Consider the following 24,542-nt stretch of genomic DNA (forward strand, 5'->3'; position numbering starts at 1 on the left):
TTTAGGTGCGCTTATTGATATGCTCTTAAGTACCATTTTTATATTATATGAGCTTTTTAATGAGTGCATTACTACGTCATACATCTTCTGGTATTCCTTTATCTTTTATTCTTAAAAACGAATTATCTGACTGGCAAGCACAGCAGCCTGCATTTATACAAAATTGGTTAACTAATACAGGTTTTGAAAAGCAAGGTGTTGCTTTAATTCCTGATGCTAAAACGGGCGAGTTAAGCCAGGTATTTTGTTTAATGCAAAGCAGCGATGATTTTTGGGCTGCGGGTAATTTAGCAAATACACTTCCTACAGGTACTTATCAAATTCAAGGCGACAGCGCTTTTGTAGAGCAGGTTGCTTTAGGGTTTGTACTTGGTGGTTACGAATTTAGTGAATACAAAGAAAAACCAACAGCAAAGGCGCAATTAGCCATTAGCGATAAAGCGTTATATGAACGCATTAGCCAACAAGCTGATGCCATTACACTTGCACGTGATTTAGTTAATACTCCAGCGGTAGATATGATGCCGCAACATTTATCGCAAGTTATGGAAGATTTAGCTGCAACTTACAATGGCGAATTTTCACAGTGGGTTGGCGATGAGTTACTAGAGCAAAACTACCCGACTATTCATATGGTGGGTCGTGCAAGCGAAAATAAACCGCGTTTACTTGATTTAAAATGGGGCGCGACAGATGCTCCATTAATTACACTAGTCGGTAAGGGCGTATGTTTTGACTCAGGCGGACTTGATTTAAAACCAAGCTCTGGCATGCGTAACATGAAAAAAGACATGGGCGGCGCCGCGCATGTAATTGCACTAGCGCAGCTTATTATGGCAGCTAACTTACCAATTAGATTACGTGTACTTGTACCAGCGGTTGAAAATGCAGTATCGCGCAATGCATTTCGCCCAGGCGATGTTATTAAAACGCGCAAAGGTATTATGGTCGAAATTGATAATACAGACGCTGAAGGCCGCTTAGTATTGTGTGATGCATTAAGCGAAGCGCAAAACGATAATCCTGAGCTAATTATTGATTTTGCTACCCTCACGGGTGCATGTCGTGTTGCACTGGGCACGGAGCTTCCGGGCTTTTTCTCAACAGAGCGCGATGTAGCAAATGGGATTATTGACGCCGGTTTAAGTGTACATGACCCTGTTTGGCAACTTCCGTTGTTTGAGCAATACAAAAGCTTACTAAAAAGTGATGTAGCCGATATGGCAAATTGCGCAAGCACACCGTTTGGCGGTGCTATTACCGCAGCGCTTTACTTAAAAGAATTTGTTGAACCAACAACACCGTGGGTACACTTTGATGTAATGGCATGGAACTTACGTGCATTACCAGGTCGTCCAACGGGTGGTGAAGCATTAGGTATTCGTGCTGTATTTAACTACTTACAAAATCGTTTTAATAAGTAAGTTTTTGATTTAATAGTAAAAACTTGAGCTTTATGAGCTTTAAACCTCATAAAGCTCAAGTGGCAAGTTATCTGGATCGGAAAAAAAGGTAAACTTTTTGCCGGTTATTTCATCCACTCTAATATCCTCAACGTTTACATCGCACGACTCTAAATACGTTTTTGCAATCTGTACATCCGCTACCTTAAAAGCTAAATGTCTTAAGCCTTGTGCTTCTGGATAGCTGGGTCTTTCGGGCGAACCATCAAACGAAAATAGCTCTATTTGGCTACCATCGGGCATGGCTAAATCTAATTTATATGAATTACGATCAGCTCTAAAGTGCTCATTAATAACGTTAAGTTTAAGTACATTGCTATAAAAGTGTTTAGAACGTGCATAGTCACTACAAATTATAGCAGCGTGATGAATACCTAAAAGTTTCAAATTTAATTCCTTAAAAAGCAAAAACGCACTTAAATAAGTGCATTTTAAATGTGGCTTATTACATGTTGTGTTAGCTAGGCTCGGCTTCTTTACATGCTTTAACGGCCGGTGCTACAAGCTCTAAACCAGTTTTATCACACGGTGGTAAAGCAGCATCGCTTACACTAATAGGCGTTACACGTTCGCCCCATTTTATGTAACTTGCAGCCCACGTAAGGCCTGCACCAAATGCTGCAGACATAATGTTTGAATGCGGTTTAATTAACCCTTGTTCAACCGCTTCACATAACGCTATAGCAATAGTCGCAGCAGAGGTATTACCATAGTCACCAATGTTAACCATTACTTTTTCGTCAGGTACTTTTAAGCGATGCTGAATAGCCTGAATAATACGTAAGTTAGCTTGGTGTGGAACGAGTACATTAATGTCGTCAAGGCTTAAGTTGGCCTGTTGCAGTACGTCGTCGCAGGCTTCACTCATACCTTTTACAGCACGTTTAAAAATTTCACGACCTTCAAATAATAAATCAGAAGGACCAATTGGCTCATACTTATTTAAATCGCTACCAAAGTTGGTGATGTGTAAAATATCGCGGTCTTCGCTGTCACAACCGGTTTTGGTACCAAGTAAACCCGCTGGCGTATCTGCCGCTTCAAGTATTACTGCACCTGCGCCATCGCCAAATAAAACAGCGCTGTCGCGACGTGCCCAGTTTACGTACCAGGTCATACGTTCAGAGGCAATAACGACTGCTTTTTTAATCATACCCGCTTGAATTTGTGCTGTAGCAGCTTGCAACGCATATAAAAAGCCCGAACATGCCGCGTTTGTATCCATTGCGGCAGCGCCTGTTGCACCAATATTTTTTTGCACTTGTGAGGCGGTATTTGCCACAACAGTAGAAGGTGTACAGGTTGCTAATATCACTAAATCAATATCTTTAGGATCAATGCCTGCGCACGCAATAGCATGCTTAGCTGCAACGGTTGCCAGGTCAGCGGTACTTACATGACTCACTCGGCGAGATTTAATGCCAGTACGCGTGGTTATCCACTCGTCGGTGGTATCAACTATTTCACTAATTTCATCGTTGCTAATGCTTGCTGGTGGAATGCATTTACCCCAACCAGTGATATGTGCGTAAGGCATAGTATGTTCTCTTAAGGTGGTCTGACATGTGTTACTAATGGGGGAGTTATACCAAAAAACGGCTTTCAAGACTAGTTTATAGCATGTTTTGTATCGTAAATATTCGCAATTACAGGTTATTTAAGGTAATGCTAGTATAAAAAAGGGGCAAGTATGAAAACAACACTAATAACAACATTCACTTCAATAACGCTGGCATTAATAACAAATGGGGCTTTTGCTCAGCAGCATAAAATTATTTATGCTGGCAGTTTACTTGCATCCGAAGATCAAAAAGTAAAAACAGAGCAAACGTTAGTCATAACAGATAATACAATAACAGCCATTAAAAACGGCTACCTCACAAAAGCAGAACTTAACCTACCTGATGCCGATATTATCAATCTTAAAAATCAATTTGTAATGCCTGGTCTTATCGATATGCATGTTCACGTTACGTTTGAGCGAGATTCAAAAGCAAACCCTCACCGCTGGGCTACAGAATATGATGCCGATTATGCTTTGCGTTCAATTAAATATTTACAACGTACGCTCGATGCGGGTTTTACATCAGTGCGTGATTTAGGTAGCGATCACAAAGTAATATTTCCGCTAAAGCGCGCTATTGAGCGAAATGATATTAACGGCCCTCGCATTTTTGCAGCGGGTAATACAATATCGCCTACCGGCGGACACGCAGATATGCACGGATATCGAAAAGATATTACAGATGCGGTTACAGGCGGGATTGGTATATGTAATGGCGCGGATGATTGTAGCCGTGCGGTACGCGAGGTAATTAAAAGTGGCGCTGATGTAATTAAAGTTACTGCCACGGGTGGAGTACTAAGTAATACCGCTGCTGGGGTTAACCAACAACTTACAGATGCAGAGCTGATTGCAATTGTTGATACGGCTCACCACTTAGGGCGTAAAGTTACAGCGCATGCACATGGTATACAAGGTATAAAAGCGGCCTTAAAAGCCGGTGTGGATTCTATTGAGCATGGCTCTTATTTAGATAAAGAGGCAATAAAGTTATTTAAAAAAACGGGAGCTTATTTAGTACCGACGCTTTTAGCGGGTGCAACGGTAAGTGAAGAGGTGCTTACAAATCCAAATATGCCACCGGCAATAGCCGACAAAGTGCGTGAAGTAACTCCAAAAATGCAGGCTTCGTTTAAACTTGCACTGAAAAACAAGGTTAATATAGCTTTTGGAACAGACTCTGGGGTATCGCGTCATGGGCTTAATGCTAACGAATTTAGTTTAATGGTAAACAATGGAATGAGCGAAGCCCAAGCGATTAAATCAGCAACCATACATGCAGCTAAACTGCTGGGGCAAAGCGCACTCATTGGCGACTTGAGTGTTGGTAAACAAGCAGATATTATCAGTGTGAATGGCTCACCGCTTAAAAATATCGACGTACTTAAAAGCGTGCAATTTGTTATGAAAGCTGGGCAAGTTTATAAACAATAGGGAAGGTTATGAGCAGCAAAATAAAAGTGTCGTTGTTTAATCATTTGATTGACGCTGAGCGCCAGTTACTAGACCCAGAAGTTCGCCAATCTGAGCGCGCATTAGACGCTTTACTCGATGATGAATTTATCGAAATTGCTGCCAATGGCACTACATTTAATAAATACCAAGTACTAACTCGTTTACCTACCGAGGTTGTGCCACAGTTTTATAATCAGCATTTTAAGGGCCGAATGCTGAGCGATGATGTAGTGCAACTTAGTTACCAAGCTGCTTTTAGGCGCTCTGCTCGCGCTGAGTTTAATTATTCATTGCGTATGTCGCTTTGGCGTAAAAGTAATGAACAATGGAAAATGGTGTTTCACCAAGGAACGCCTTGTGCGCCGTTTTCAATTTCGATGGATGATGATTAAAAATCATATAACCGTTAAAATAACCTTATTAAACATTTGATTGGGCAATAACCTGTTGTTAATGCGTACCGACCCCACCATTAGTCGATTATTAATGCTGCGAAGCGGCGCTATTGCCGTGCAATTAATTGCGGTACTTAGCGTTTATTTTTTACTAGAACATCAAATTGCATTACTGCCTTTACTTATTGTTATTGCCGTTGAGGCTGTGTTTCAGCTTATTAGCCTATTTGCTTATCGAAATGTAAGCCGTGCTAAACCTTTGGGTATGTTGATGCAGCTAACTGCAGACGTATTATTTTTAACGGTTTTACTATCGCTAAGCGGCGGTGCAACTAATGCATTTGTTTCGCTGTTATTGCTCCCGATAATGATAGCTGCTGTTACGCTGCGAGAAAAAGGATTAGCTTATATTGCGGTATTAGCCATTGCCGCATACAGTTTGCTACTTATAAAGATGCCCGATCACAGTATGCATCAAATGAATATGAGTGGTCATTTTATTGGCATGTGGGTTAATTTTGTTTTAAGTGCCAGCGTAATTGCACTTGTTATTGGCGCAATGAGCAGGGCACTTAAAGAGCGAGAGCGAATTATTGCAAACGTGCGTGAAAAACAATTGCGTAATGAACAGCTAGTTACCCTTGATGGGGCTGCTGCACAAATCACCCATCAACTAGCGACCCCAATTGCAAACTTACAGTTACTGTTTGAAGAGTTATTAGAAGAGCAACCAAACAACCCAATTGTTAAGCACATGCAAGCGCCGCTTACTCAGTGTAGTACGCAGCTTAACGACTTTAGAAAACTCTCAGAGCAATTACGCCTTAAAAATTCACAAGAGCATACCACCGTAAAGCAACTGCAAACGCAAATTACAGATACGCTTTTACTGCAATACCCTGATCAGTACATTAAATGGATTACGCCACCTATTGCGGCAACGCTATTGAGTGATGCGATGTTATTGCCTGCTATTTTAAATTTATTGCAAAACGCCGCGCTTGCTAATCAAAAACAAGGTAAAACTCAATTAGAGCTGAGTTGGCAGCAAGATAACTTACATAGTGAATGCGTTTATTTGTTAATTCGTGATTTTGGCCGTGGCTTTTCATCATCGCAATTAGCAGAGCTGGGTGGTCAACTTATGCCAAGCGATCAAGGAATGGGGCTTGCTGTGCTTTTATCAAATGTTACTTTTGAGCGTTTAAATGGCTCACTTACCTTGTTTAACCATGCAGATGGCGGCGCTGTCGCCAAAGTTAAACTCGCTATTGTAAACATTGAGAATAACGCCTCATGAAGTTACTTATAATTGAAGACGACATTAATTTAGCCAGCACACTGGCAAGGCGCTTAACTAAACAAAGCTTTGCCTGTGAGGTGGCGCATAACCAAAGTGATGCGTTACTTGCTGCGCGTAAATTATTGCCCGACTTTGTTTTATTAGACATGAAACTAGGCGACGATAACGGACTTACACTCATAAAGCCGCTGCGTAGTTTGCTCCCCCAAGCTCATATTGTTTTACTAACCGGGTTTGCAAGTATAGCAACCGCAGTAGAGGCAATGCGTTTAGGCGCAAACGATTACCTTACTAAGCCGGTTGATATGGCAACATTATTAAAAGCGCTTAACACCGATCCTGTGTCATCGGCATCGAATGTTATTGATGATGCGGTTATGTCGCCGGAGCGCTTAGAGTGGGAGCATATTCAACAAGTATTACACAGTAATAATGGCAATGTGTCGGTTACCGCGCGGCAACTTAATATGCATAGACGTACTTTGCAGCGCAAGTTACAAAAAAAGCCGGTGCAGCAGTAATTTATTACTTAATTTAAGGAAAGTGTTATGAGCGATGATGCAGCTATATTAATGCAAAACCAAAAAATTATTTTATTTGATGCGCAATGTAAGCTTTGCAGCGCGTGGTGTAACTTTATTATTGCTCACGATAAAACTACTATTTTTAAATTATGCAGCGTGCAATCTCCAAAAGGAGAACTGTTGTTAACACACTTTGGTTTTTCAACCAGTGAATACGCTTCAATGGTGCTTGTTGAAAATGGTAAAGCATTTACGCAAAGCCATGCTTTTTTTAATGTTGTTAAGCAGCTAGGTTACCCATACAAACTAGCAAACGTATTTAGTATTTTGCCAAATAGGTTTAATAATTGGTTATACGATAGGGTTGCTTTAAATAGGTATTCGTTATTTGGAAAATATCAGTATTGCAGAGTACCCAACCCAGAGGATGCTAAACATTATTTATAAATTAGGCGTTAATACATTGCAGTATAAGTAGATGATAGGTTTATGAGGTTGTGCTAAAATCGCCGCGTTTAATTTTAGCTAACGGTATAAAAGGCTTTTTTCATGGCAAACACAGCACATGCACTTCACATTTTGGTTAAGCACAAAGAAATTGCAGAAGATATTATTAAGCAATTAGGTAAAGGTGCAAAGTTTCAGACCTTAGCTAAAAAGTATTCGTCATGCCCATCGGGTAAAAAAGGCGGTGACTTAGGTGAATTTAGACGCGGACAAATGGTTCCGCAGTTTGACAAAATAGCCTTTAATGGCGCTATTTTAGAGCCACATTTAGTTAAAACTAAATTTGGCTGGCATGTAATTAAAGTGCTTTATCGTACTTAATAAGCTCGCTGACAAATACTAAAAAGGCTGCACACTGCAGCCTTTAAGATATAATCTTACCCGATTATTAATTATCCAAATTAAACTCAATTGTCATTTCTAAGTTTTTATCAGGTACAGCAACACCATTAACAACTTTAGGTGAGTATTGCCATTTAGATAGGGCACGTTTGGCTTCGCTATTAAACACTTGTTCAGGTTTAGCGTTAATAACTTTAATATTATTTGGGCGCCCATAACTATCTACATCATAAGACATGGTAACAAAACCTTCTGTTTTGTTACGTACCTCTGCAACAGGGTATTTAGGGGGAACTGTTGATTTTACTGTTGCGGTAGGACTGTCTTGAAGTGGAGTTGTAGTACAGCCAGTAATGATTAGAGCGGCAATTATAGACAGTAAGTATTTCATTATAATTCCTTTTATTATTTAGTTAGTACCCTTTTTTACACTAAAAGACCAGTCATGTAAAATAATCCGCTTAGTTATCAAGCCCATTATTTAACCTGAATTAAGGTTATTTAATAAACATCCAGATACCCGCCGCAATCATAAACAGGTTTTCGGTTAGAGAGACAAACCCCAGCGGTACATTACTATCTCCGCCAACACAGGCACATTTAAGCTCTCGTTTGTCTATGTAAACAGCCTTAATCACCGACACGGCGCCAACACCCCCAATAAATAAAGAAATTGGTGCAACAATATAAGCTGAAAGCCCTGCAATCATGCCAATACTTACAAATGCTTCTAAAAATGGATACACATAAGCATATCTCACTACTTTCATCGCAAATAAATCATAGGTTATAAAAGAATTACTAAAGCTGTATAAGTCGCGTAATTTTTGAATAGCCAGTACGCCCATTGTTAACGCGACAAACAGCATAACTGTATGCATAGAAAAAAGTGCAAAGCCAGTCGAGTAGCTAAATGCAAAGGCAAGCAATAAGGTAACAGCAAAAATGGCCGTTACGGGAGTATAAGTAGTACCTTGTTGGCCAGGCTCCGATTTATTAAAGTAAGTGCGCAGGTCGTCATACCCGCCAATGCGTTCGTTATCGATAAATGTTTGTGGTGTGGTATCAACATTGTGCTTTTGTTGAAATGCATCGGTTTCTTCGCGCGAAGTCAGCGGCGTATCATCTACCTTATAGCCCTTTCGCTTAAGTAAATCTTTTGATTTGAGTCCAAACGGACATATATGTTCATCGGTTGCCATTCTATATAATGTTGCTGACTTAGCCATGTGTACTCCTTACTTTAAATAGTTAATTTATTTGTGCAGACAGTACAAATGTAGGTTTCAACATTGTTGGTCGCTTTGAAAAAAGGGTCTAAATAAATGTAATTTTTACCTATCATTCGCACAAAATTATCTCACAGAGCATGTAATAATTTTCTTTGCTAATAATGCACTTATAATGCCAGTGTAAAAATCTATTCGTGTAATGTTAATTGTGGCAAAGGAACAAATAGTAGATATGTTCCTATATTAGAAATTAACCATAAGCAATATCAACTACCTATTATTATGAAAAATACAGTCACGTTAATAAAATCTAAAGGTGTAGGGATAGGAGCTATCGCTATATTATCAGGGCTCGTTTTAGCGTTAAGGGAGCTTACTAGTCTATTCACTCATTTACCAACATACGAAGGTGGCTTTAACAAAGTAGCAGGGGAGATGATACTGCCATTTAGCTGCTTAGCCAGTTTGTATATAGTTTATAAATATTTTCGATTGGCTAGGGTTATTAAAATAAACTTAATAACAGAGCAGGTAACAATAAATAATAAATCCCTCATAGGCTTTTTAGAAATATCGATTAAGACTTTCGAAAATACGCATCGCTGCGCGTTAATAATTAAAAATACTGAGGAGGAAATACTCAAGTCAGGGGCGCTCTATTACTGCGCTAGTAAGGATTGCTTAATCAACTACAGCGGCGAATATGTGCATATTACAGTTGAGAACCAATAGGGCTAAAATGTGCAGTCTTATTTAGTTTTAAACTTGTCTTGTCCTGAAATGTGTAAACAGATTTCAGGACAAGACACTTTGAAAGAGATTGGTGACTATTTTCAATTGCACTATTCTCGTGTAAGTAAAATAGTGTCAAAAAGAAAGACCTGACCACCCTATTTACACAAGCCTTGGGCAACACTTTGCAAGCATTTGATAGTTATTCTGGTAACATTGAATTTCGTAAAGTGCAACAGAAGTTTCAAACTGGCAGTAGTTTAAAACCAACGTTTGACGTGACAAATTACACCATTGGAAGTATCAAGTTATGAGCCATTTAAAGTACCACAATGACCATTATAAATTAGTGAATTTGCAAAATGCTTTTCAAATTCATTTAGAACGCTATGAGGACAAATGGTTTCGTTACTTGGAGAAGGAACCATCATTTTACAAGGCACCTCAAGCACGGTTAAGTTCAGATGCAATGAGTTGTATACGTGTTAGCTTTACTGCACAAAAAGCAGAAAAAGGGCTTGAGGGCGTGCCTATTATGCGCTTTGGCCTAGATTTATTGCATGCGCATTATAATTTAGTGTCAAACCCCGGACAGCGCCATATTTTTACTTTAAAAGATCACGTATTTCGCTTAGAAGGTCGTGCTGAACATCGCTTAATCATGGTTGATGATTGGTTACTGCAATTAAGTTTAGCCCTGTGTTTAAGAGATGCTGATGCGACTGAGCTAATCTGTCGATGCGAAGAAAGTTGGCTTGAGTACCCTGACGCCCTTGACTTCGCACTCCTAAATTTTGTGCGGAATATATTTGTACAAGACGCAGACCAAACAGTGTTATTACGCGAGGTAATGGAAAAATCAGGCCCTGAGCATGTTGATGAATTTAGAGCGCCTTATGTGAACATGCTTTTCTTACCTTATCTGGATGTGTGGGTAGCGCTTTTATTAAACGATGAAGCTCATTACAAACGGTCAATCCATACAGCCATTGAGTTGCATTACAAGTTCTACAATGATCCACTTGAAGGCGCAGTAACATGGACAGGCGATGTAGCTCTGCTAATAAGCGCAGTGGCCAGCCTTGCCTATGATAAGCATGGCTGGCAAGTCCCCGACACCCCTTACCTGCCAAAGTGGCTAATTTATAAAGAGTTTGAAAATGCTTAAATTAGCCTTGTTTGGCTACAAGGCTGCATATTGCAGCCTTTAATTTTGCTAGCTAACTAAGCGTCTTGCTTGGCTTCTTCTTCACTAATTTGTTTTAGTGCTTGAATAAATGAGTCGCTTGGTTGTCCACCACTAATTGCATATTTATCGTTGATAATAAATGTAGGGACTGAAGTAATACCCATTTGCTTAAAGCGGTCTTGCTCTTGGCGTACTGTTTGAACGTATTTATCTGAGTGTAAAATACTACGCGCCTGTTCTTTATCAAGGCCAACACTTTCTACTACATCAAGCAGTGCCTCTTCTTGATTTAAGTATTTTAAATCGGTGAAGTGTGCTTCAAACATGGCAAGCTTTAATTCGGTTTGCTTATCTTCTTCACGCGCCCAAGTAAGTAGGCGGTGTAAATCAAAGCTGTTGATCATGATGCGTTTGCCATCAAAATTAAAGGTAAACCCAGCACGCTGACCGGCTTCGAACATGTTTTTACGATTTTCGTCGCCTTGCTCTTCTGTTAGGTTGTACTTTTGCATTAAATGTTCGTTTAAGTCTTGACCTTCAATTGGCATATCTGGGTTTAGTTCAAAAGGATGCCACGTAATATCTGCGCTCATTTCGTCTTTGAGTTGCTCTAGTGCAGTTTCTAGATTTTTATAACCCACTACACACCAAGGGCACATTACGTCTGAAACGATATCAATTTTAAAGTTTTTCATATTTATCCTTTTGAGGATTGCTTTGGTATAACAGGGGATATTGGGATGAACTGCACTTTATCAATACCAAACTAAAAAGAGCAGCTAAGCAGCTGCTCTTGAAGGTATTCAGTTTTAAGCGTTAAGGCCAAATGGGTCGTCAATACTATAACTTGGTTGTGTAAACCAATGAGGGCCGTTGTCGGTCATGTAAAAATGATCTTCTAAGCGTACGCCAAATTCATCGGGTATAACTAACATTGGCTCGTTACTAAAGCACATGCCTGGGGCAAGTGGGGTTTTATCACCGCCAACTAAGTATGGCCATTCGTGAATATCTAGCCCAATGCCGTGGCCCGTTCGATGCGGGCAACCCGGTGTTTGGTATTGCGGGCCTAGCCCTTGCGCCGCTAAATAGTTACGGGCGCCCGCGTCTACGTCTTCGCACGTAGCACCGATTTTAGCTGCATTAAATGCCGCCATTTGCGCTGCTTTTTCATGATCCCAAAACATCCGTTGGCGCATTGTAGGTTCGCCAAATACATAGGTACGGGTAATATCAGATAGGTAATCGTGTACTTTACAGCCGGTATCAATTAATACCATATCGCCTTTTTTAAGTACTTGGGCGTTTTTAACACCGTGCGGAAAAGACGTTGCAATACCAAATAAAACAATACAAAAATAGTTACCTGGCGCGCCTACTTTTTGATGTGCTTGCTTAATAAAAGCTTCTACTTCGGTGGTGGTTATTCCCTCATAAAGCATGCTTGCTGTGGCTTGATGTACGGCTAAGGTCATATCCATCGCGCGCTGCATTAAGCTAAGCTCGTGAATTGATTTATGCATACGGCAATGCGCCGTTACAGGTTGTGCATTTATGAGGGTTAAACCCGTTTGTGCTTTATTAATGCCGTCGAATATAAAAAATTGTGCGCTTTCATCAATGCCAATGGTTGCGTTTTCATTAATGTTTAACTTTTTTAATACTTCGACAAAAAGTGCATAAGGATTTTCGTGCTCTTGCCACCCATGAATAGGCCCATCTATTACTTTAAACCCGTTTAGTGAACCAATTTCGAAATAAGGCGCAATGTATTGTACTTCACCAAGGGCGGGTAATATCGCGCCAACCATACGTTCGCTCGCGTACCATTTCATGCCTGTAAAGTAGGTAAGGTTGGTGCCAGCGTTTAAATAAATTGCATCTATGTTGTTTGCTAGCATATACGCTTGAGCCTTGGCTATGCGCTCTAAATGTTCGTCAGCTGCGATAGGGGTCAGCGTTTGCGTCATGTTACTTAGGCTTGCCAGCGCTTGCTCGCTTGATTGTGTACCAATACCGATGGTGGTCATATTTTTCTCCTTGGATTTTTAGCTAGTGTGATTAATACCAAGGTAAAATTCAATGTTATGCGATAAGAGGCTATTAGTTTATAGCCTCTTAAAATGGCATATTATTTTTTAGCGTAAGGTAAACGCGTGAGTTTATTACTTGTGTGGTAGCTATCAAGCCCGGTTACTGCCACCGTTTCAATAGCCTGTAAATCTAAAAAGCCATCACTTTGAAGTGCTACTTCATCTAAATACACATCAGTGATTTCACCTATTACAAGCTCTGTGCCATTGATGGCTAAATGTTGGTTTTCTACAAATTTAACCGAGTACTTTAAGCGGCTTTCTTTAACAAAAGGCGCTGCAAAGTCATTTAAATATTCGGGCGTTAAACCTGTCGCCGCAAATTCCGACTCGCCTTTGTCGTAGCGGGCTGATGTTTGATGAGCTTGCTTATAAATAGCTTTATTAACCTGGTTAATGGTGTAACTACCGGTTTCGATTATGTTTTCGAACGTATGTCGAGGCACGCTATTTGGGCGCATTATCATGCCAACTAGCGGCGGGTGAGCCCCTAAATGAATAACAGAGCTAACAATGGCGAGATTAGTATTGCCTTGTGTGTCTTGCGTGCCAATTAAGTTGGCGCTTTTAAAACCCGAAAGCGAATTAATTAAATGAGTACGAGTGTGTTTTTCAAGTGCGTTTATGCGCTCTTTAGTAAAATGCATTAAAGGTCCTTACCACGGTATGGTTTCGCCTTGCCAATCTAAGTAGGCAGGCTCACCATTGAGTTCTAAATGAGGGTTATTAAAAGTAAGTGTAAAAAGCTGCTTAGCTACAAATTCAGCTGTAAAGAGTTTTCCAGCGGGTACGTTTTTTTGAAATGGCTTTGAAAGCGCAGTATCAGTAGTCCCTGGGTGAAATAAAACGAGCTTGGTATTTTTAGCTCGGCGTGAAAGCTCAATCGCTGCGGTTTTAAATAGCATGTTAAGAGCTGCCTTAGAGGCGCGATACGTATACCAACCGCCTAATTTATTGTCGTTAATGCTGCCCACACGCGCACTGAGTGCTGTAATAGTACACTGCGTTTTATGTGTTAAGAGCGGCAAAATACTCTGCAAGCAAAGTAGGGGAGTTAGGGTGTTTGAATTGAGAAGTTGGCTAAAATACTCAGCGTTTAAATCCTCCAGCTTTTTTTCGGGCATATGGGTTTCGTTGTGCAGTGTACCATTGAATATAATAACTTGTTGTATATCGGCATTTTGCTCTTTTAGGTAATTAGTAACGCGCACTAAACTTTGTTTTGTGTAGTCAGTATGCAGGTGGACAACACTAGAGTCAGATTCAATACTTTTTGAACTAATACAAACAATCTGATGAGTAGGCGTGTTTATTTGCAAATGTTCTATATATGCATTTGCTATGGCACTGCTTGCGCCGAATAAAACAATGGTTTTCATTTATCACCTTTTGCTTTTAGTCCACATTGGCCGTTACTGCACTGAGTATTTGGCATTAAAAAGCGACTGATGGGGTGCCTATACTTAGCAAATAACAGGTATCCGCAGTCAGCGAAAAAGCGAATTATTGGCAAGCGAAAAATTTTCAACCAGCTGTGTTTACCCACTATTTTCCATGCTTCGTACGTTACATCAAGCCCGTAAATCATTTCACCTGATTGCTTTTGGGCTTGCAGGTAGTTCATTGCTTTGTCTTTATCAATATACGAGTAGCGTTCACTAAAGTCGCTCGCGTTAAGATCTTCAAGCGTAATTAGATTTTTAGAGTCTGCGTGTTTTAGTTGCTGCATTTCGGTGCTGCAAAGAGGGCAGTTTCCATCGTAAAAAATGATCATGTAATTGCTTTGTGATTATTTTATATATACTTTTTTACGACAAGACATTGCAAATGGATCTATTAAATATCTCTTCATGATGATATTAATAGTGTCCTACGAAACAAAGGAGAATGAGAAATGAGTGAACAATATGCCGCCTTGCGAGGTAATGTAAATTTACTTGGGCAATTACTAGGACAAACTATTAAGGATGCTCAAGGCCAAGCTATTTTAGATAAAGTAGAAGAAATTCGGGCTTTATCTAAATCATCTCGCAGTGGTAATGAAGACGACAGACAAGCGCTAATAGACGTTTTACATGCGCTTAGTGATGAAGAGCTTTTGCCGGTTGCCCGTTCATTTAATCATTTTTTAAACCTTGCTAATGTCGCAGAACAATTTCATACCGTTTCGCGTTTTAATGACGTTGGCCTTGGTCAACAAAACCCTCTCACTCAAACATTAAAAACGTTAGTTACAAAAGCAGAACAAGGCCAGCTAGATAGTAATCATTTGGCCGAAACACTCTCAAAACTCCACATAAACTTAGTATTAACCGCCCACCCAACCGAGGTGACGCGCCGTACTATTATTAACAAACATGTTGAACTAAGTGATTGCTTAGCGTCATTAGAGCGAAAAGATAACTTACCGCTAGAGCGAGATGCTATTTTAAATCGTATTGAACAGCTTATTAGCCAGGCTTGGCATACCGACGACATTCGCCGCTCTCGCCCAACGCCAGTTGATGAAGCTAAATGGGGTTATGCGGTAATCGAAAACAGTCTTTGGCACGCTGTTCCGCGCTTTTTACGTGAATTTTCAGCCAATGTGAAAGAGCAATTAAGTTTAGAGCTACCAAAAGATTACAGCCCGATTGAGTTCACATCTTGGATGGGTGGAGACCGTGATGGAAATCCATTTGTAACATCGCAGGTTACAGCTGAGGTGCTTGACCACGGTCGTTGGATGGCGCTTAACTTATATATTCAAGATTTAAAAACGTTATGCGCTGAATTATCTATGTCAGATGCCAGTGATGAGCTTATTGAGTTGGCAGGTCAAGACTTTGAACCATACAGAGCGGTGATCAAAAAGCTTAAAAACCAAGTTGCAGAGACCGTGGCTCACTTGGGCGCTAAAATTAAAAATAAGCGTAGCGATTCACAAGATTTAATTACTGACATTAATCAGCTTAAGCACCCTGTAGAGGTCTGCTACCGCTCGTTATTAAAGTGTAATATGAAAGTAGTTGCTGATGGCTTATTGCTTGATTTACTGTACCGTATTAATAGCTTTGGCTTGCGTTTAGCTAAACTCGATGTGCGCCAAGACTCGTCTCGTCACAGCGATGTTTTTTCTGAGTTGACTCGTTATTTAGGTTTAGGCGACTACAACCAATGGCAAGAGCAAGATAAACAAGCTTTTTTACTTACTGAACTTAACTCTCGCAGACCGCTTATTCCAAAACATTGGCAACCAAGCCCTGATGTTCAAGAAGTGCTAGACACCTTTGACGTTATTGCTAAGCAAGACGAACAAACATTTGGCTTGTATATTATTTCGATGGCGCGAACAGCATCAGACATTTTAGCAGTACAATTATTGCTAAAAGAAAGCGGCTGTAGCTTTGATTTACCAGTAGCACCCTTGTTTGAAACACTCGACGATTTAAACGCAGGCAGTGATGTAATTACTACATTACTTGATAATGTTTGGTATCGCGGGCACATTAAAAACACCCAAAATGTAATGATTGGTTACTCTGATTCTGCTAAAGATGCCGGCATGATGGCAGCAGGTTGGGCGCAGTACGAAGCAATGGATAAACTAGTGCAGCTTGCTGATGAGCGTGGTATTGAACTTATTTTATTCCACGGACGTGGTGGCACAGTAGGGCGTGGTGGTGCACCTGCTGCACAAGCGCTGCATTCACAACCGCCAGGTTCGTTAAAAGGTGGTTTGCGTGTAACCGAGCAAGGCGAGATGATTCGCTTTAAATTTGGTTTACCCGATGTAGCACTGCAAAGCTTAAATATTTACGCAGGTGCAGTACTACAAAGTAACTTATTACCGCCGCCGGAACCAAAACCTCAGTGGCGCGAAGTAATGAAGCTAATAAGTGAGGAGTCGTGTGAACACTACCGTAATGTAGTTCGCCACGATGAAAACTTTGTACCTTACTTTAGAATGGCAACGCCTGAGCTTGAGTTGTCTAAGTTGCCGCTTGGCTCGCGTCCTGCAAAACGTAATCCTAATGGTGGCGTTGAAAGCCTGCGTGCTATTCCATGGATTTTTGCGTGGAGCCAAAACCGTTTAATGCTTCCTGCATGGTTAGGTGCGTTAACTGGCTTAAAAGCTGCGCTTAATAAGTACGGCGCAGAAACACTCAACGAAATGAGCTTACAGTGGCCGTTCTTTAGATCGCGCCTAGAAATGCTAGAAATGGTATTTAGTAAAGCCGATTGCTGGTTGAGTGAGCATTACGATAATGCGCTGGTGGAAGATATGTACAAACCATTGGGTGTAACACTTCGTAAAGAGCTTCAAGAAGCCATTAGCTTGGTGCAATCACTTAGCCCACAAAAAAGCCTACTCGCCGAACAACCTTGGATTAAGGAGTCGATTAGTTTACGTAATCCGTACACCGATCCACTTAACCTATTACAGGTTGAGCTTTTACGCCGTGCTCGCTCAGAGGAAAAACGAAACGAAGGTGACATTGATAATGCGTTAATGATCACGATGACAGGTATAGCTGCAGGTATGCGTAATACCGGCTAACACTTTATTTTGTTAGGTATACCTATTGGTATTAAAAGGGAGCACGCGATGTGCTCCCTTTTTTTGCGTTAAATAGGCTGGTATTTAACATCCTAACCTTTTAAACTACTTAGCCATTGAATAATTAAAAAATATTATGGCTTCAGCAACTTTTACTGTACAGCAAGATACAGCACTTACAAATTCGCACTTCACATTAAGCGTAGCGCAAACAGCGTCATTACGTAGTCAATTAAAATCACAACGTGGCATATTAAATTCTAATAATATTAAAGCGTTATGCGCGCAACTCAATGTGTCTGATGATGTATTACTACAAGGTTTAGTACCTTTAGCTTCTGAGTATGCCGTTGCGCCAGTGTCAGATTTTCATGTAGGCGCAATTGTTAAAGCGCTTGATGAAAAGGGTGAGGTAAACTTTTACTTTGGTGCGAATGTAGAGTTTGATCATCAAGCATTGAGTTTAGTGGTTCATGCAGAGCAATCGGCTATAAATAACGCATGGTTAAACGGCGCTAAAAAAATAGTTAAAATTGCGATTAGCGATGCGCCTTGTGGGTATTGTCGCCAGTTTATGAACGAACTAGCTGATGCGAAAGAGTTTGATATTTTACTTCCTGATCAGCAATTTAAACTTGCTGAATTACTGCCGCATTCATTTGGACCTACCGATTTAGGTAACGAATTTAGCTTATTTAACCCAAAACCACAGCAAGGTAATTTTAGCGCTGAAGACCTTGATGAAACCCTAGCGCGTTTTGCACTTAATGCGTATGTGCCTTACAGCCACAACTTTAGCGCCGTAAAAATAAGTACATTTAGTGATGGTGATTTTTACGGAAGTTACGCCGAAAATGCAGCTTACAGTCCAAGTTTATCGCCACTACAAAGTGCACTAAGTCAGTTCTTTTTAGCTGGGCTTAGCTTTAACGAAAGTACGGTGAAGGGAATAACATTGCTCGAAACAGCGGGTCGTGAAAACCAGTCGCAAGTGGCAAAAGCTGTACTTGCCAGTTTTACGCATTTACCAGCACTTAAAGTAATTAGCGCACCACTTAAATAGTGGCTTGAATACAATAAAGCACAGCCGGCGCTGTGCTTTATTAAAGCGAGTCATTCTATCGAATTAACACACTCACTGACTGCTATAACCTGTATTAATCAAGTAATACTTTAGCTGCTTCTAATACTACTGCTACAGATTTACGCTCAATTTCACCGTGGTCTACATTTGGTATTTCTTGGCGAGTACGGTTAACAAGTACGCCAGCTACACATGCTGCTTGTAATCCAAGGGCTGCACACATAGTAAATAATGTTGCCGATTCCATTTCGTAGTTCATCACGCCCAATTTTTGCCACTCTTCGCAGCTACCTTGTAGTGATTTAGGAACGTAACCAGAGTGCGTATCGTAACGCTCTTGCCCTGGGTAGAATGTATCGCTTGATGCAGTAATACCAATATGAAAATCGATATTTAGGTTTTTACATGCTTGTACCATAGCTTGTGTTGCATAAAAGTCAGATACAGCAGGGTAGCTAAGTGGTGCAAAATGTTGGCTTGCACCGTCTAAACGTACAGACGCTTGGCTAATTAAAATTTCGCCTTCGTTAATGTGTGGCTGAATTGCACCGGTTGTACCAATACGTAAAAATTTACGCACGCCAAGTTGTGCTAATTCTTCTACTGCAATCGACGTAGATGGACCACCAATACCTGTAGAACATACAACCACAGAGTGGCCGTTTAATTGACCTAAATAAACATGAAACTCGCGAGTTTGAGCAAGGCAGGTTGGGTTGTCTAGGAATTGTGAAATACGTGCTGCACGATCTGGATCGCCCGGTACAATCGCAAGTTTTGCACCTTTAAGATCGTCAATACATAGTCCTAAGTGAAATACCTTTTCCATAGCTAAGCCTTTTATAATAATTTGTTGTCAATCTAGCATGATTGCTAGAAACGTTTATCAAGTACAGGACGATTGTCCGTTTTATCTTAACTCTTCCAATAAAGCCTTAATAATTTTAAGGGCTAATTTGATTTATTCACCAACTATGAATATTCACTCAAGTACTTATATACGTAGCCTTGTTGCGCTGTTGACATGTTCAAGCAGACATAATAAGTATCACTCAAGCGCGTAACTACGATTAAATGAATGATTACAAATTTTCATTAATATCAAATAAATTCAATGATTTAATCTTGTAGTGAAGACGTTAAAACTAACGTGTTTACTTATATTAAGCACTGACTTATTTAGCAAAGTGGCATTTATTTGAAGTTTAGGCATTTTTAGTGATTTTGCATAACTAATCAAAAGTAATTAGCTACGTACAGAATAAAAACCGAAGGAGTTTATTATGAGCACACAATTTGAAGCATTTAAAAACAAAGTTGAGCACTGTTTGTGCGCACCGGGCGATGGCGTATACACAGTAAATACTGCAAAAGAGCGCAAAGCCGCGCTGCGTAATAAACTTTACGGACAAACTGAAAACGTTGATAATTTGTGGCGCGAGTCTTTAAACGAATTACCAAACTCACCACATAAAGCCGTTATGTTAGGTATTAGTTCAGACTGTGGCGGTGGGATATTACGCGGAGCAAACTGGGGGCCACTGTTTGTGCGCTCAGCTTTAATTGATCAGCAACCTCAGTGTCATTCGTTTGATTTAGGTGATGTACGTGTAATCCCACATTTACTTCATGACAAATACCTAAATGATGCAACCATTTCTAATTGCCAAAAAGCCTTATATGGTGATGAAGATAACGATTATTACGTAAGCCCGTTATCAATCACTGAGGATGTATGCGACAGCTTTTACGCAACATTTAAAGATAAAGGATTATTTGGTATTGGTGGCGATCACTCAATTAGTTACCCACTTACTAAAGCGTACTTAAAAGCAAAACGTGAGCAAGGTAAGCGCACGGCTATTATTCACTTTGACGCGCATACCGATTTACTTGTGGAGCGCTTAGGTATTGATTTATGTTTTGGCTCTTGGTGTACACATATACTAGAGTTTTTACCGGCGCCGCATCATTTAATACAATTTGGTATTCGCTCAAGTGGCAAGCCTAAAGCGCATTGGGAAAATAATTTTGGTGTTAAACAGCACTGGGCACATGAAATCATTGAACGCGGCGCAGCAGCGGTTGCTGCCGACGCTATTGCACAGTTAAAAGCCGATAACGTTGATGAAATATACGTAAGCTTTGATATTGATGCACTTGATGCTGAATTTGCATCCGCCACAGGTACGCCAGAGCATCACGGTTTAACGCCTCAGCATGCGCTTGATATTTTATCAGCCATTGCGGATGAGTTTCCTATTACGGGTGCAGATATGATGGAGATAGCGCCATTTACCGACAGCACTTTAGTTGGTCAATCAAGCTCAGAAACTACACTTAGAGAAGGCGCTAAAATTTCAGCCTTTTTAATTAGTGTAATGAACAAGTAAGCTGTAGAAGCTATAAATACTAGCACTATCAGCGTATAAGTGTGCATTACATGACTAAAAACTAGCAGTTCATAAAGCCTCAGCTATATTTATTAAATACATATAATGAGTTAGTTGAGGCCTCGCTAGATGAAATTGTTGATCTTTTTATTGTTCATTAGCTGTATTAAAGTTGATGCAGCTGAAATTACAATAGTAACGGAAGTATTTCCGGACTTTCAGTATATTAATGAAGATAACAAACTCGTTGGCCGCTCTGTCGAAAAAGTTCATAAAGCGCTAGAAGGTACAGGTATAAACTACACTATGTTGGCGCATAGTTGGGCCATATCCTACAATGCAGCGCTACGCGATAAAAACACCTGTATATTTTCGATTGTTCGATTACCTAATAGAGAAAGTAAGTTTAACTGGGTAGGCGAACTGGAAAGCTTTGACTCTGCCATTTATGGTCTAAAATCCAGAGGTATAAAGTTAAACACTCTCAATGATGCTAAAAAATACAAAATAGCAGTACTGCGTGATAACTTTAGTCATCATTATTTGCTTGAAAGGGGCTTTAGTGAAAGCAAGCATTTATTACTCATCGATAGCCTAGATAAAATAGATAAACTCATAAGCACTCGTCACCATATACTTGATTTTGTTATCCTCAACAAAAAGCAATTTAACTATCGAGTTAAAACAGAGCCTAAGCTTGAGTTACTAGAACCATTACTTGATTTAAACACAACTCAGTCTCCGTTATTTTTTGCCTGTAATATAAATATGGATCCGGCTTTAGTTTCTCAATTAAAAGTTGCCTTTAATAAAATTTAAGCACTTTAAACTCACTGTTTTACCTCTTAAATAATTGAAAATTAATAGCTTAAATATATTTCGTAAATATAAATTGCTGCGTTTAAAAAACCGATTATAATCCAGCTGCTTTTTGTTTAAAAAAGCGCTAACTTATTGGAGCGTTAAATGGGTGATTTAATCGGGATTAGCTTATTGATCTTGATCAGTGCGTTGTTTGCTATGTCAGAAATAGCAATTGCAGCGTCGCGTAAAATAAAACTGCGGGTAATGGCAGATGAAGGAAATATAAAAGCAGCAGCGGTATTAAAGCTACAAGAAAATCCAGGGGCTTTTTTTGCCATGATCCAAATTGCACTCAACGCGATTGCGATTTTGGGTGGTATTGTGGGCGAGCAGGCTTTATCGCCTTATGTTGAAAGTGTTTTAGTGCTTTTTTATCAAGGTGCACACTTAGAAAAAATTAGCTTTTTATTCTCATTTTTTACTATTACATCTCTGTTTATCTTGTTCGCCGATTTAATGCCAAAACGTTTAGCGATGATCATGCCAGAAGCTGTCGCTGTTAGAGTCGTTACAATAATGCGCTGGGTAACCTTTGCCTTAACTCCGCTAGTGATGTTTTTTAATGGGGTAACTAACTTTGTGCTGCGCTTATTTAAAGTGCCCGCTGAGCGAGAAGACAACGTTACAACTGAGGACATTGTTGCCATGATGGAAGCGGGTGCTGCATATGGTAGTTTGCAAAAGCAAGAGTATGAACTCATTGGTAATGTGTTTGACCTAGAAGCGCGGTTTTTATCAAGCGTAATGACGCCACGCGATCAAATTGTCTATTTTGATTTAAATGAATCTAGCCATGATATTGCGACCAAAATTATTGATCACCCTCATAATCACTTTTTAGTAGTGTCAGGAAATTTAGATAAATTGCATGGCTCTGTTGAATCTAAAGATATTTTACGACAAGTACTAAAAGGCGAAGCCGCCAATATAAACGATGAGCTGATTGATAAAGATGTTTTTTACTTACCGGAAACATTAAGCCTATCAGAAGCCTTAAATGCGTTTAAAAGCGCAGCAAAGCCATTTGCTGTTGTCGTAAACGAATACGCGCTTTCGGTAGGTATTGTAACGGTAAAAGACTTAATGAAAGGGTTTATGGGGGATTTAATTACTCATCAAGGTGATGAATTAATTATAGAGCGCGATAAAAATTCATGGCTTGTAGATGGGTTAACTCCAATTACCGATTTAGCAAAGGTACTTGATATAGAAGAATTTCCAGATCAGATGCACTATGAAACTGTCGCTGGATTTTTAATTTACAGTATGAAGCGAATCCCTAAACGTGCAGAGCATTTAACTTTTTCAGGCTTTAAGTTTGAAGTTGTTGATGTAGAGGGCATTAGGGTAGAGCAGTTGTTAGTTTCAAGAGTTATTAATCCACAGAACGACAACCCCCTTTAAAAAAGTAAGATAGTCGTTTATATAAATAGCCAAGCTGTTTTTGCTTGGCTTTTTTGTGCCTATTTAAAAGTTCTGTGCTTAAAATGAGTGGTTATTTCAATCTGTTTAATTGCTTTATTTTCAAACAGCTTTGATTCTATTTTCATCAAATTAACATTAAATGCTACCTAAGGCGTATATTGTATTCAATAGTGTAAGTTTGTGTAAATTTCTCCTTATTAAGATTCATTATCAGCGCATTTTAATTTAGAATGATCGTTCACTCTAAACTAAAAGGTATTTAACATGCAGCGTTCCCGCATCGCTTTATTTGTATTATCAGCCCTCGTCGGTTCTGTTGCTTTAACTGGTTGTGATCAGGCTGCTGAGCAGTCACAAGCTTCAGCTCCTAAAGCTGTCCCAGTGGGTGTACTGACATTAAAAAGCCAACCGCTTACTCTCAAAAAAGAACTTCCTGGTCGCATTAGTGCATTTCAAATTGCTGAAATTCGTCCACAAGTAAGTGGTATTGTGCAATCTCGTTTATTTGTTGAAGGTAATGAGGTTAAACAAGGCCAAGCACTGTATCAAATAGACCCTGCTACATTTGAAGCAGACTTAGCAGCAAGTGAAGCAAGCGTAGCGCGCGCAGAGGCAAGCATTGCCAGCTCTAAATCAAAAGCATCGCGTTATAAAGAACTTTTAAAAATTAAAGCCGTGAGCCAACAAGATTTTGATGAAGCAGATGCCGCATACAAGCAAGCTAATGCTGAATTATTAACAGCTAAAGCGCAGTTAAAATCAGCGCAAATTAATCTCGATTACAGCCACGTCTCTTCTCCTATTAGTGGTCAAATTAGTAAATCAAGCGTAACAGTGGGTGCACTCGTAAGTGCCAATCAAAGTACAGCACTTGCTACAGTAACTCAGTTAGATCCAATTTATATCGATTTAACACAATCAAGTAATGAGCTTACCCAACTTAAAAAAGCAATATCATCAGGTACTCTAACTGTCGATTCGGCTAGTCAAACTGACGTTGAACTTATTATGGAAGATGGCTCTATTTATCCTCATAAAGGCACATTGCAGTTCTCAGAAGTGACTGTTGACCCAAGTACCGGCTCTGTAACTTTGCGCGCTAAGTTCCCTAACCCTGAAAAGCTATTATTACCAGGCATGTATGCACGTGCATCTATTGTTGAAGGCGTTAAAGCGGATGCGATTTTAGTACCGCAACGTGGCGTTAGCCGTAATTCAAAAGGCGAACCAACAGCAATGGTTGTCAGTAAAGACAATACAGTAGAAAGCCGCGTATTAAAAGTAGATAGAACTATTGGTTCTGATTGGCTTGTTACTGATGGCCTAAGTGATGGCGATAAGTTAATAGTTGAAGGTTTACAAAAAATCCGCCCTGGTGCACCTGTGAACCCATCTGAAATTCAATCGTCTGCTAAAGCCGATCAAGCTCAATAACGG

Annotated in this window: 25 protein-coding genes; 14 read left to right on the forward strand and 11 right to left on the reverse strand. The window is 39.9% G+C overall.

Going from position 1 to position 24,542, the window contains the following annotated elements; all coding sequences use genetic code 11:
* The first annotated feature begins 59 nt into the window (after window positions 1-59).
* Window positions 60-1,424: a M17 family metallopeptidase gene (locus tag H5088_RS16325; RefSeq protein WP_154902923.1), complete on the forward strand. Its 1,365-nt coding sequence runs from the start codon at window positions 60-62 to the stop codon at window positions 1,422-1,424.
* 39 nt (window positions 1,425-1,463) lie between these two features.
* On the opposite strand, the gene H5088_RS16330 is transcribed toward H5088_RS16325, so the two are convergent.
* Together H5088_RS16330 and H5088_RS16335 are read right to left on the reverse strand one after the other, a co-directional pair.
* Entirely contained in the window at window positions 1,464-1,850 is a 387-nt protein-coding gene (locus tag H5088_RS16330) for a VOC family protein (RefSeq protein ID WP_182194753.1), read from the reverse strand.
* 70 nt (window positions 1,851-1,920) lie between these two features.
* Window positions 1,921-3,000: a ketoacyl-ACP synthase III gene (locus H5088_RS16335; RefSeq protein ID WP_182753724.1), complete on the reverse strand. Its 1,080-nt coding sequence runs from the start codon at window positions 2,998-3,000 to the stop codon at window positions 1,921-1,923.
* Between the two features lie 153 nt (window positions 3,001-3,153).
* On the opposite strand from H5088_RS16335, the gene H5088_RS16340 reads away from it, so the two are divergent.
* The 6 genes from H5088_RS16340 (at window position 3,154) to H5088_RS16365 (ending at window position 7,532) form a co-directional block, all read left to right on the forward strand.
* The gene (locus tag H5088_RS16340; protein ID WP_182753726.1) at window positions 3,154-4,461 is read left to right on the forward strand and encodes an amidohydrolase family protein; all 1,308 of its coding nucleotides are present in this window, start codon (window positions 3,154-3,156) and stop codon (window positions 4,459-4,461) included.
* An 8-nt stretch (window positions 4,462-4,469) separates the two neighbouring features.
* Window positions 4,470-4,874, forward strand: coding sequence for a DUF4440 domain-containing protein (locus H5088_RS16345; protein ID WP_024595765.1), 405 nt, complete (start codon window positions 4,470-4,472; stop codon window positions 4,872-4,874).
* A gap of 61 nt (window positions 4,875-4,935) precedes the next feature.
* Window positions 4,936-6,177 (forward strand): sensor histidine kinase, encoded by a 1,242-nt coding sequence (locus H5088_RS16350; RefSeq protein WP_182692719.1) that lies wholly within the window; start codon window positions 4,936-4,938, stop codon window positions 6,175-6,177.
* Window positions 6,174-6,701 (forward strand): response regulator transcription factor, encoded by a 528-nt coding sequence (locus H5088_RS16355; RefSeq protein WP_154902919.1) that lies wholly within the window; start codon window positions 6,174-6,176, stop codon window positions 6,699-6,701. Before H5088_RS16350 ends, H5088_RS16355 begins: the two co-directional genes overlap by 4 nt.
* A gap of 27 nt (window positions 6,702-6,728) precedes the next feature.
* Window positions 6,729-7,151 carry a thiol-disulfide oxidoreductase DCC family protein gene (locus H5088_RS16360; protein ID WP_182692720.1) on the forward strand — a complete coding sequence of 141 codons (423 nt, stop codon included), beginning with the start codon at window positions 6,729-6,731 and terminating at the stop codon, window positions 7,149-7,151.
* Between the two features lie 102 nt (window positions 7,152-7,253).
* Window positions 7,254-7,532 (forward strand): peptidylprolyl isomerase, encoded by a 279-nt coding sequence (locus tag H5088_RS16365; protein WP_089349589.1) that lies wholly within the window; start codon window positions 7,254-7,256, stop codon window positions 7,530-7,532.
* 67 nt (window positions 7,533-7,599) lie between these two features.
* Here the strand turns inward: H5088_RS16365 and H5088_RS16370 are convergent, their stop codons facing one another.
* From H5088_RS16370 to H5088_RS20390, 3 genes are all read right to left on the reverse strand, one after another.
* Window positions 7,600-7,944, reverse strand: coding sequence for a TonB family protein (locus tag H5088_RS16370; RefSeq protein WP_029771693.1), 345 nt, complete (start codon window positions 7,942-7,944; stop codon window positions 7,600-7,602).
* Between the two features lie 106 nt (window positions 7,945-8,050).
* On the reverse strand, window positions 8,051-8,782 hold the full coding sequence (locus H5088_RS16375) for a MauE/DoxX family redox-associated membrane protein (protein WP_182753728.1): 732 nt from the start codon (window positions 8,780-8,782) through the stop codon (window positions 8,051-8,053).
* A 1,043-nt stretch (window positions 8,783-9,825) separates the two neighbouring features.
* Window positions 9,826-9,948, reverse strand: a complete 123-nt coding sequence (locus tag H5088_RS20390; RefSeq protein WP_259397865.1) for a hypothetical protein — start codon at window positions 9,946-9,948, stop codon at window positions 9,826-9,828.
* A 38-nt stretch (window positions 9,949-9,986) separates the two neighbouring features.
* On the opposite strand from H5088_RS20390, the gene H5088_RS16380 reads away from it, so the two are divergent.
* Window positions 9,987-10,685, forward strand: a complete 699-nt coding sequence (locus H5088_RS16380) for an immunity 49 family protein (RefSeq protein WP_182753730.1) — start codon at window positions 9,987-9,989, stop codon at window positions 10,683-10,685.
* A gap of 56 nt (window positions 10,686-10,741) precedes the next feature.
* On the opposite strand, the gene H5088_RS16385 is transcribed toward H5088_RS16380, so the two are convergent.
* The 5 genes from H5088_RS16385 to H5088_RS16405 form a co-directional block, all read right to left on the reverse strand.
* The gene (locus H5088_RS16385) at window positions 10,742-11,401 is read right to left on the reverse strand and encodes a DsbA family oxidoreductase (protein WP_182753732.1); all 660 of its coding nucleotides are present in this window, start codon (window positions 11,399-11,401) and stop codon (window positions 10,742-10,744) included.
* A gap of 114 nt (window positions 11,402-11,515) precedes the next feature.
* A complete protein-coding gene (locus tag H5088_RS16390; protein ID WP_182753735.1) occupies window positions 11,516-12,736 on the reverse strand; it encodes a Xaa-Pro peptidase family protein in 1,221 nt (406 codons plus the stop codon).
* A 101-nt stretch (window positions 12,737-12,837) separates the two neighbouring features.
* Complete coding sequence (locus tag H5088_RS16395; RefSeq protein WP_182716331.1) at window positions 12,838-13,446, reverse strand: flavin reductase family protein; 609 nt, start codon at window positions 13,444-13,446, stop codon at window positions 12,838-12,840.
* 9 nt (window positions 13,447-13,455) lie between these two features.
* Entirely contained in the window at window positions 13,456-14,178 is a 723-nt protein-coding gene (locus H5088_RS16400) for an SDR family NAD(P)-dependent oxidoreductase (RefSeq protein ID WP_182753737.1), read from the reverse strand.
* On the reverse strand, window positions 14,175-14,573 hold the full coding sequence (locus tag H5088_RS16405; protein ID WP_024594554.1) for a thiol-disulfide oxidoreductase DCC family protein: 399 nt from the start codon (window positions 14,571-14,573) through the stop codon (window positions 14,175-14,177). The genes H5088_RS16400 and H5088_RS16405 overlap by 4 nt, the downstream gene beginning before the upstream one ends.
* Before the next feature lie 120 nt (window positions 14,574-14,693).
* Here H5088_RS16405 and ppc point away from each other — a divergent pair, with 120 nt between their 5' ends.
* Window positions 14,694-17,339 (forward strand): phosphoenolpyruvate carboxylase, encoded by a 2,646-nt coding sequence (gene ppc, locus H5088_RS16410; RefSeq protein ID WP_002959021.1) that lies wholly within the window; start codon window positions 14,694-14,696, stop codon window positions 17,337-17,339.
* Between the two features lie 136 nt (window positions 17,340-17,475).
* Window positions 17,476-18,402, forward strand: coding sequence for a cytidine deaminase (cdd, locus tag H5088_RS16415; protein WP_182753739.1), 927 nt, complete (start codon window positions 17,476-17,478; stop codon window positions 18,400-18,402).
* A gap of 94 nt (window positions 18,403-18,496) precedes the next feature.
* Here the strand turns inward: cdd and udp are convergent, their stop codons facing one another.
* Window positions 18,497-19,252 carry a uridine phosphorylase gene (udp, locus tag H5088_RS16420; protein ID WP_007582384.1) on the reverse strand — a complete coding sequence of 252 codons (756 nt, stop codon included), beginning with the start codon at window positions 19,250-19,252 and terminating at the stop codon, window positions 18,497-18,499.
* Window positions 19,253-19,706: 454 nt separating this feature from the next.
* On the opposite strand from udp, the gene H5088_RS16425 reads away from it, so the two are divergent.
* The 4 genes from H5088_RS16425 (at window position 19,707) to H5088_RS16440 (ending at window position 24,539) form a co-directional block, all read left to right on the forward strand.
* Complete coding sequence (locus H5088_RS16425; protein WP_182753741.1) at window positions 19,707-20,816, forward strand: arginase family protein; 1,110 nt, start codon at window positions 19,707-19,709, stop codon at window positions 20,814-20,816.
* Between the two features lie 129 nt (window positions 20,817-20,945).
* Window positions 20,946-21,635, forward strand: a complete 690-nt coding sequence (locus H5088_RS16430) for a transporter substrate-binding domain-containing protein (protein WP_002959026.1) — start codon at window positions 20,946-20,948, stop codon at window positions 21,633-21,635.
* Between the two features lie 147 nt (window positions 21,636-21,782).
* A complete protein-coding gene (locus tag H5088_RS16435) occupies window positions 21,783-23,084 on the forward strand; it encodes a hemolysin family protein (RefSeq protein ID WP_002959027.1) in 1,302 nt (433 codons plus the stop codon).
* Between the two features lie 285 nt (window positions 23,085-23,369).
* On the forward strand, window positions 23,370-24,539 hold the full coding sequence (locus H5088_RS16440; RefSeq protein ID WP_182753743.1) for an efflux RND transporter periplasmic adaptor subunit: 1,170 nt from the start codon (window positions 23,370-23,372) through the stop codon (window positions 24,537-24,539).
* Window positions 24,540-24,542: the final 3 nt, after the last annotated feature.

This window comes from Pseudoalteromonas sp. SR43-3 (assembly GCF_014163875.1).
In the GTDB taxonomy this organism is placed as follows: domain Bacteria; phylum Pseudomonadota; class Gammaproteobacteria; order Enterobacterales; family Alteromonadaceae; genus Pseudoalteromonas; species Pseudoalteromonas distincta.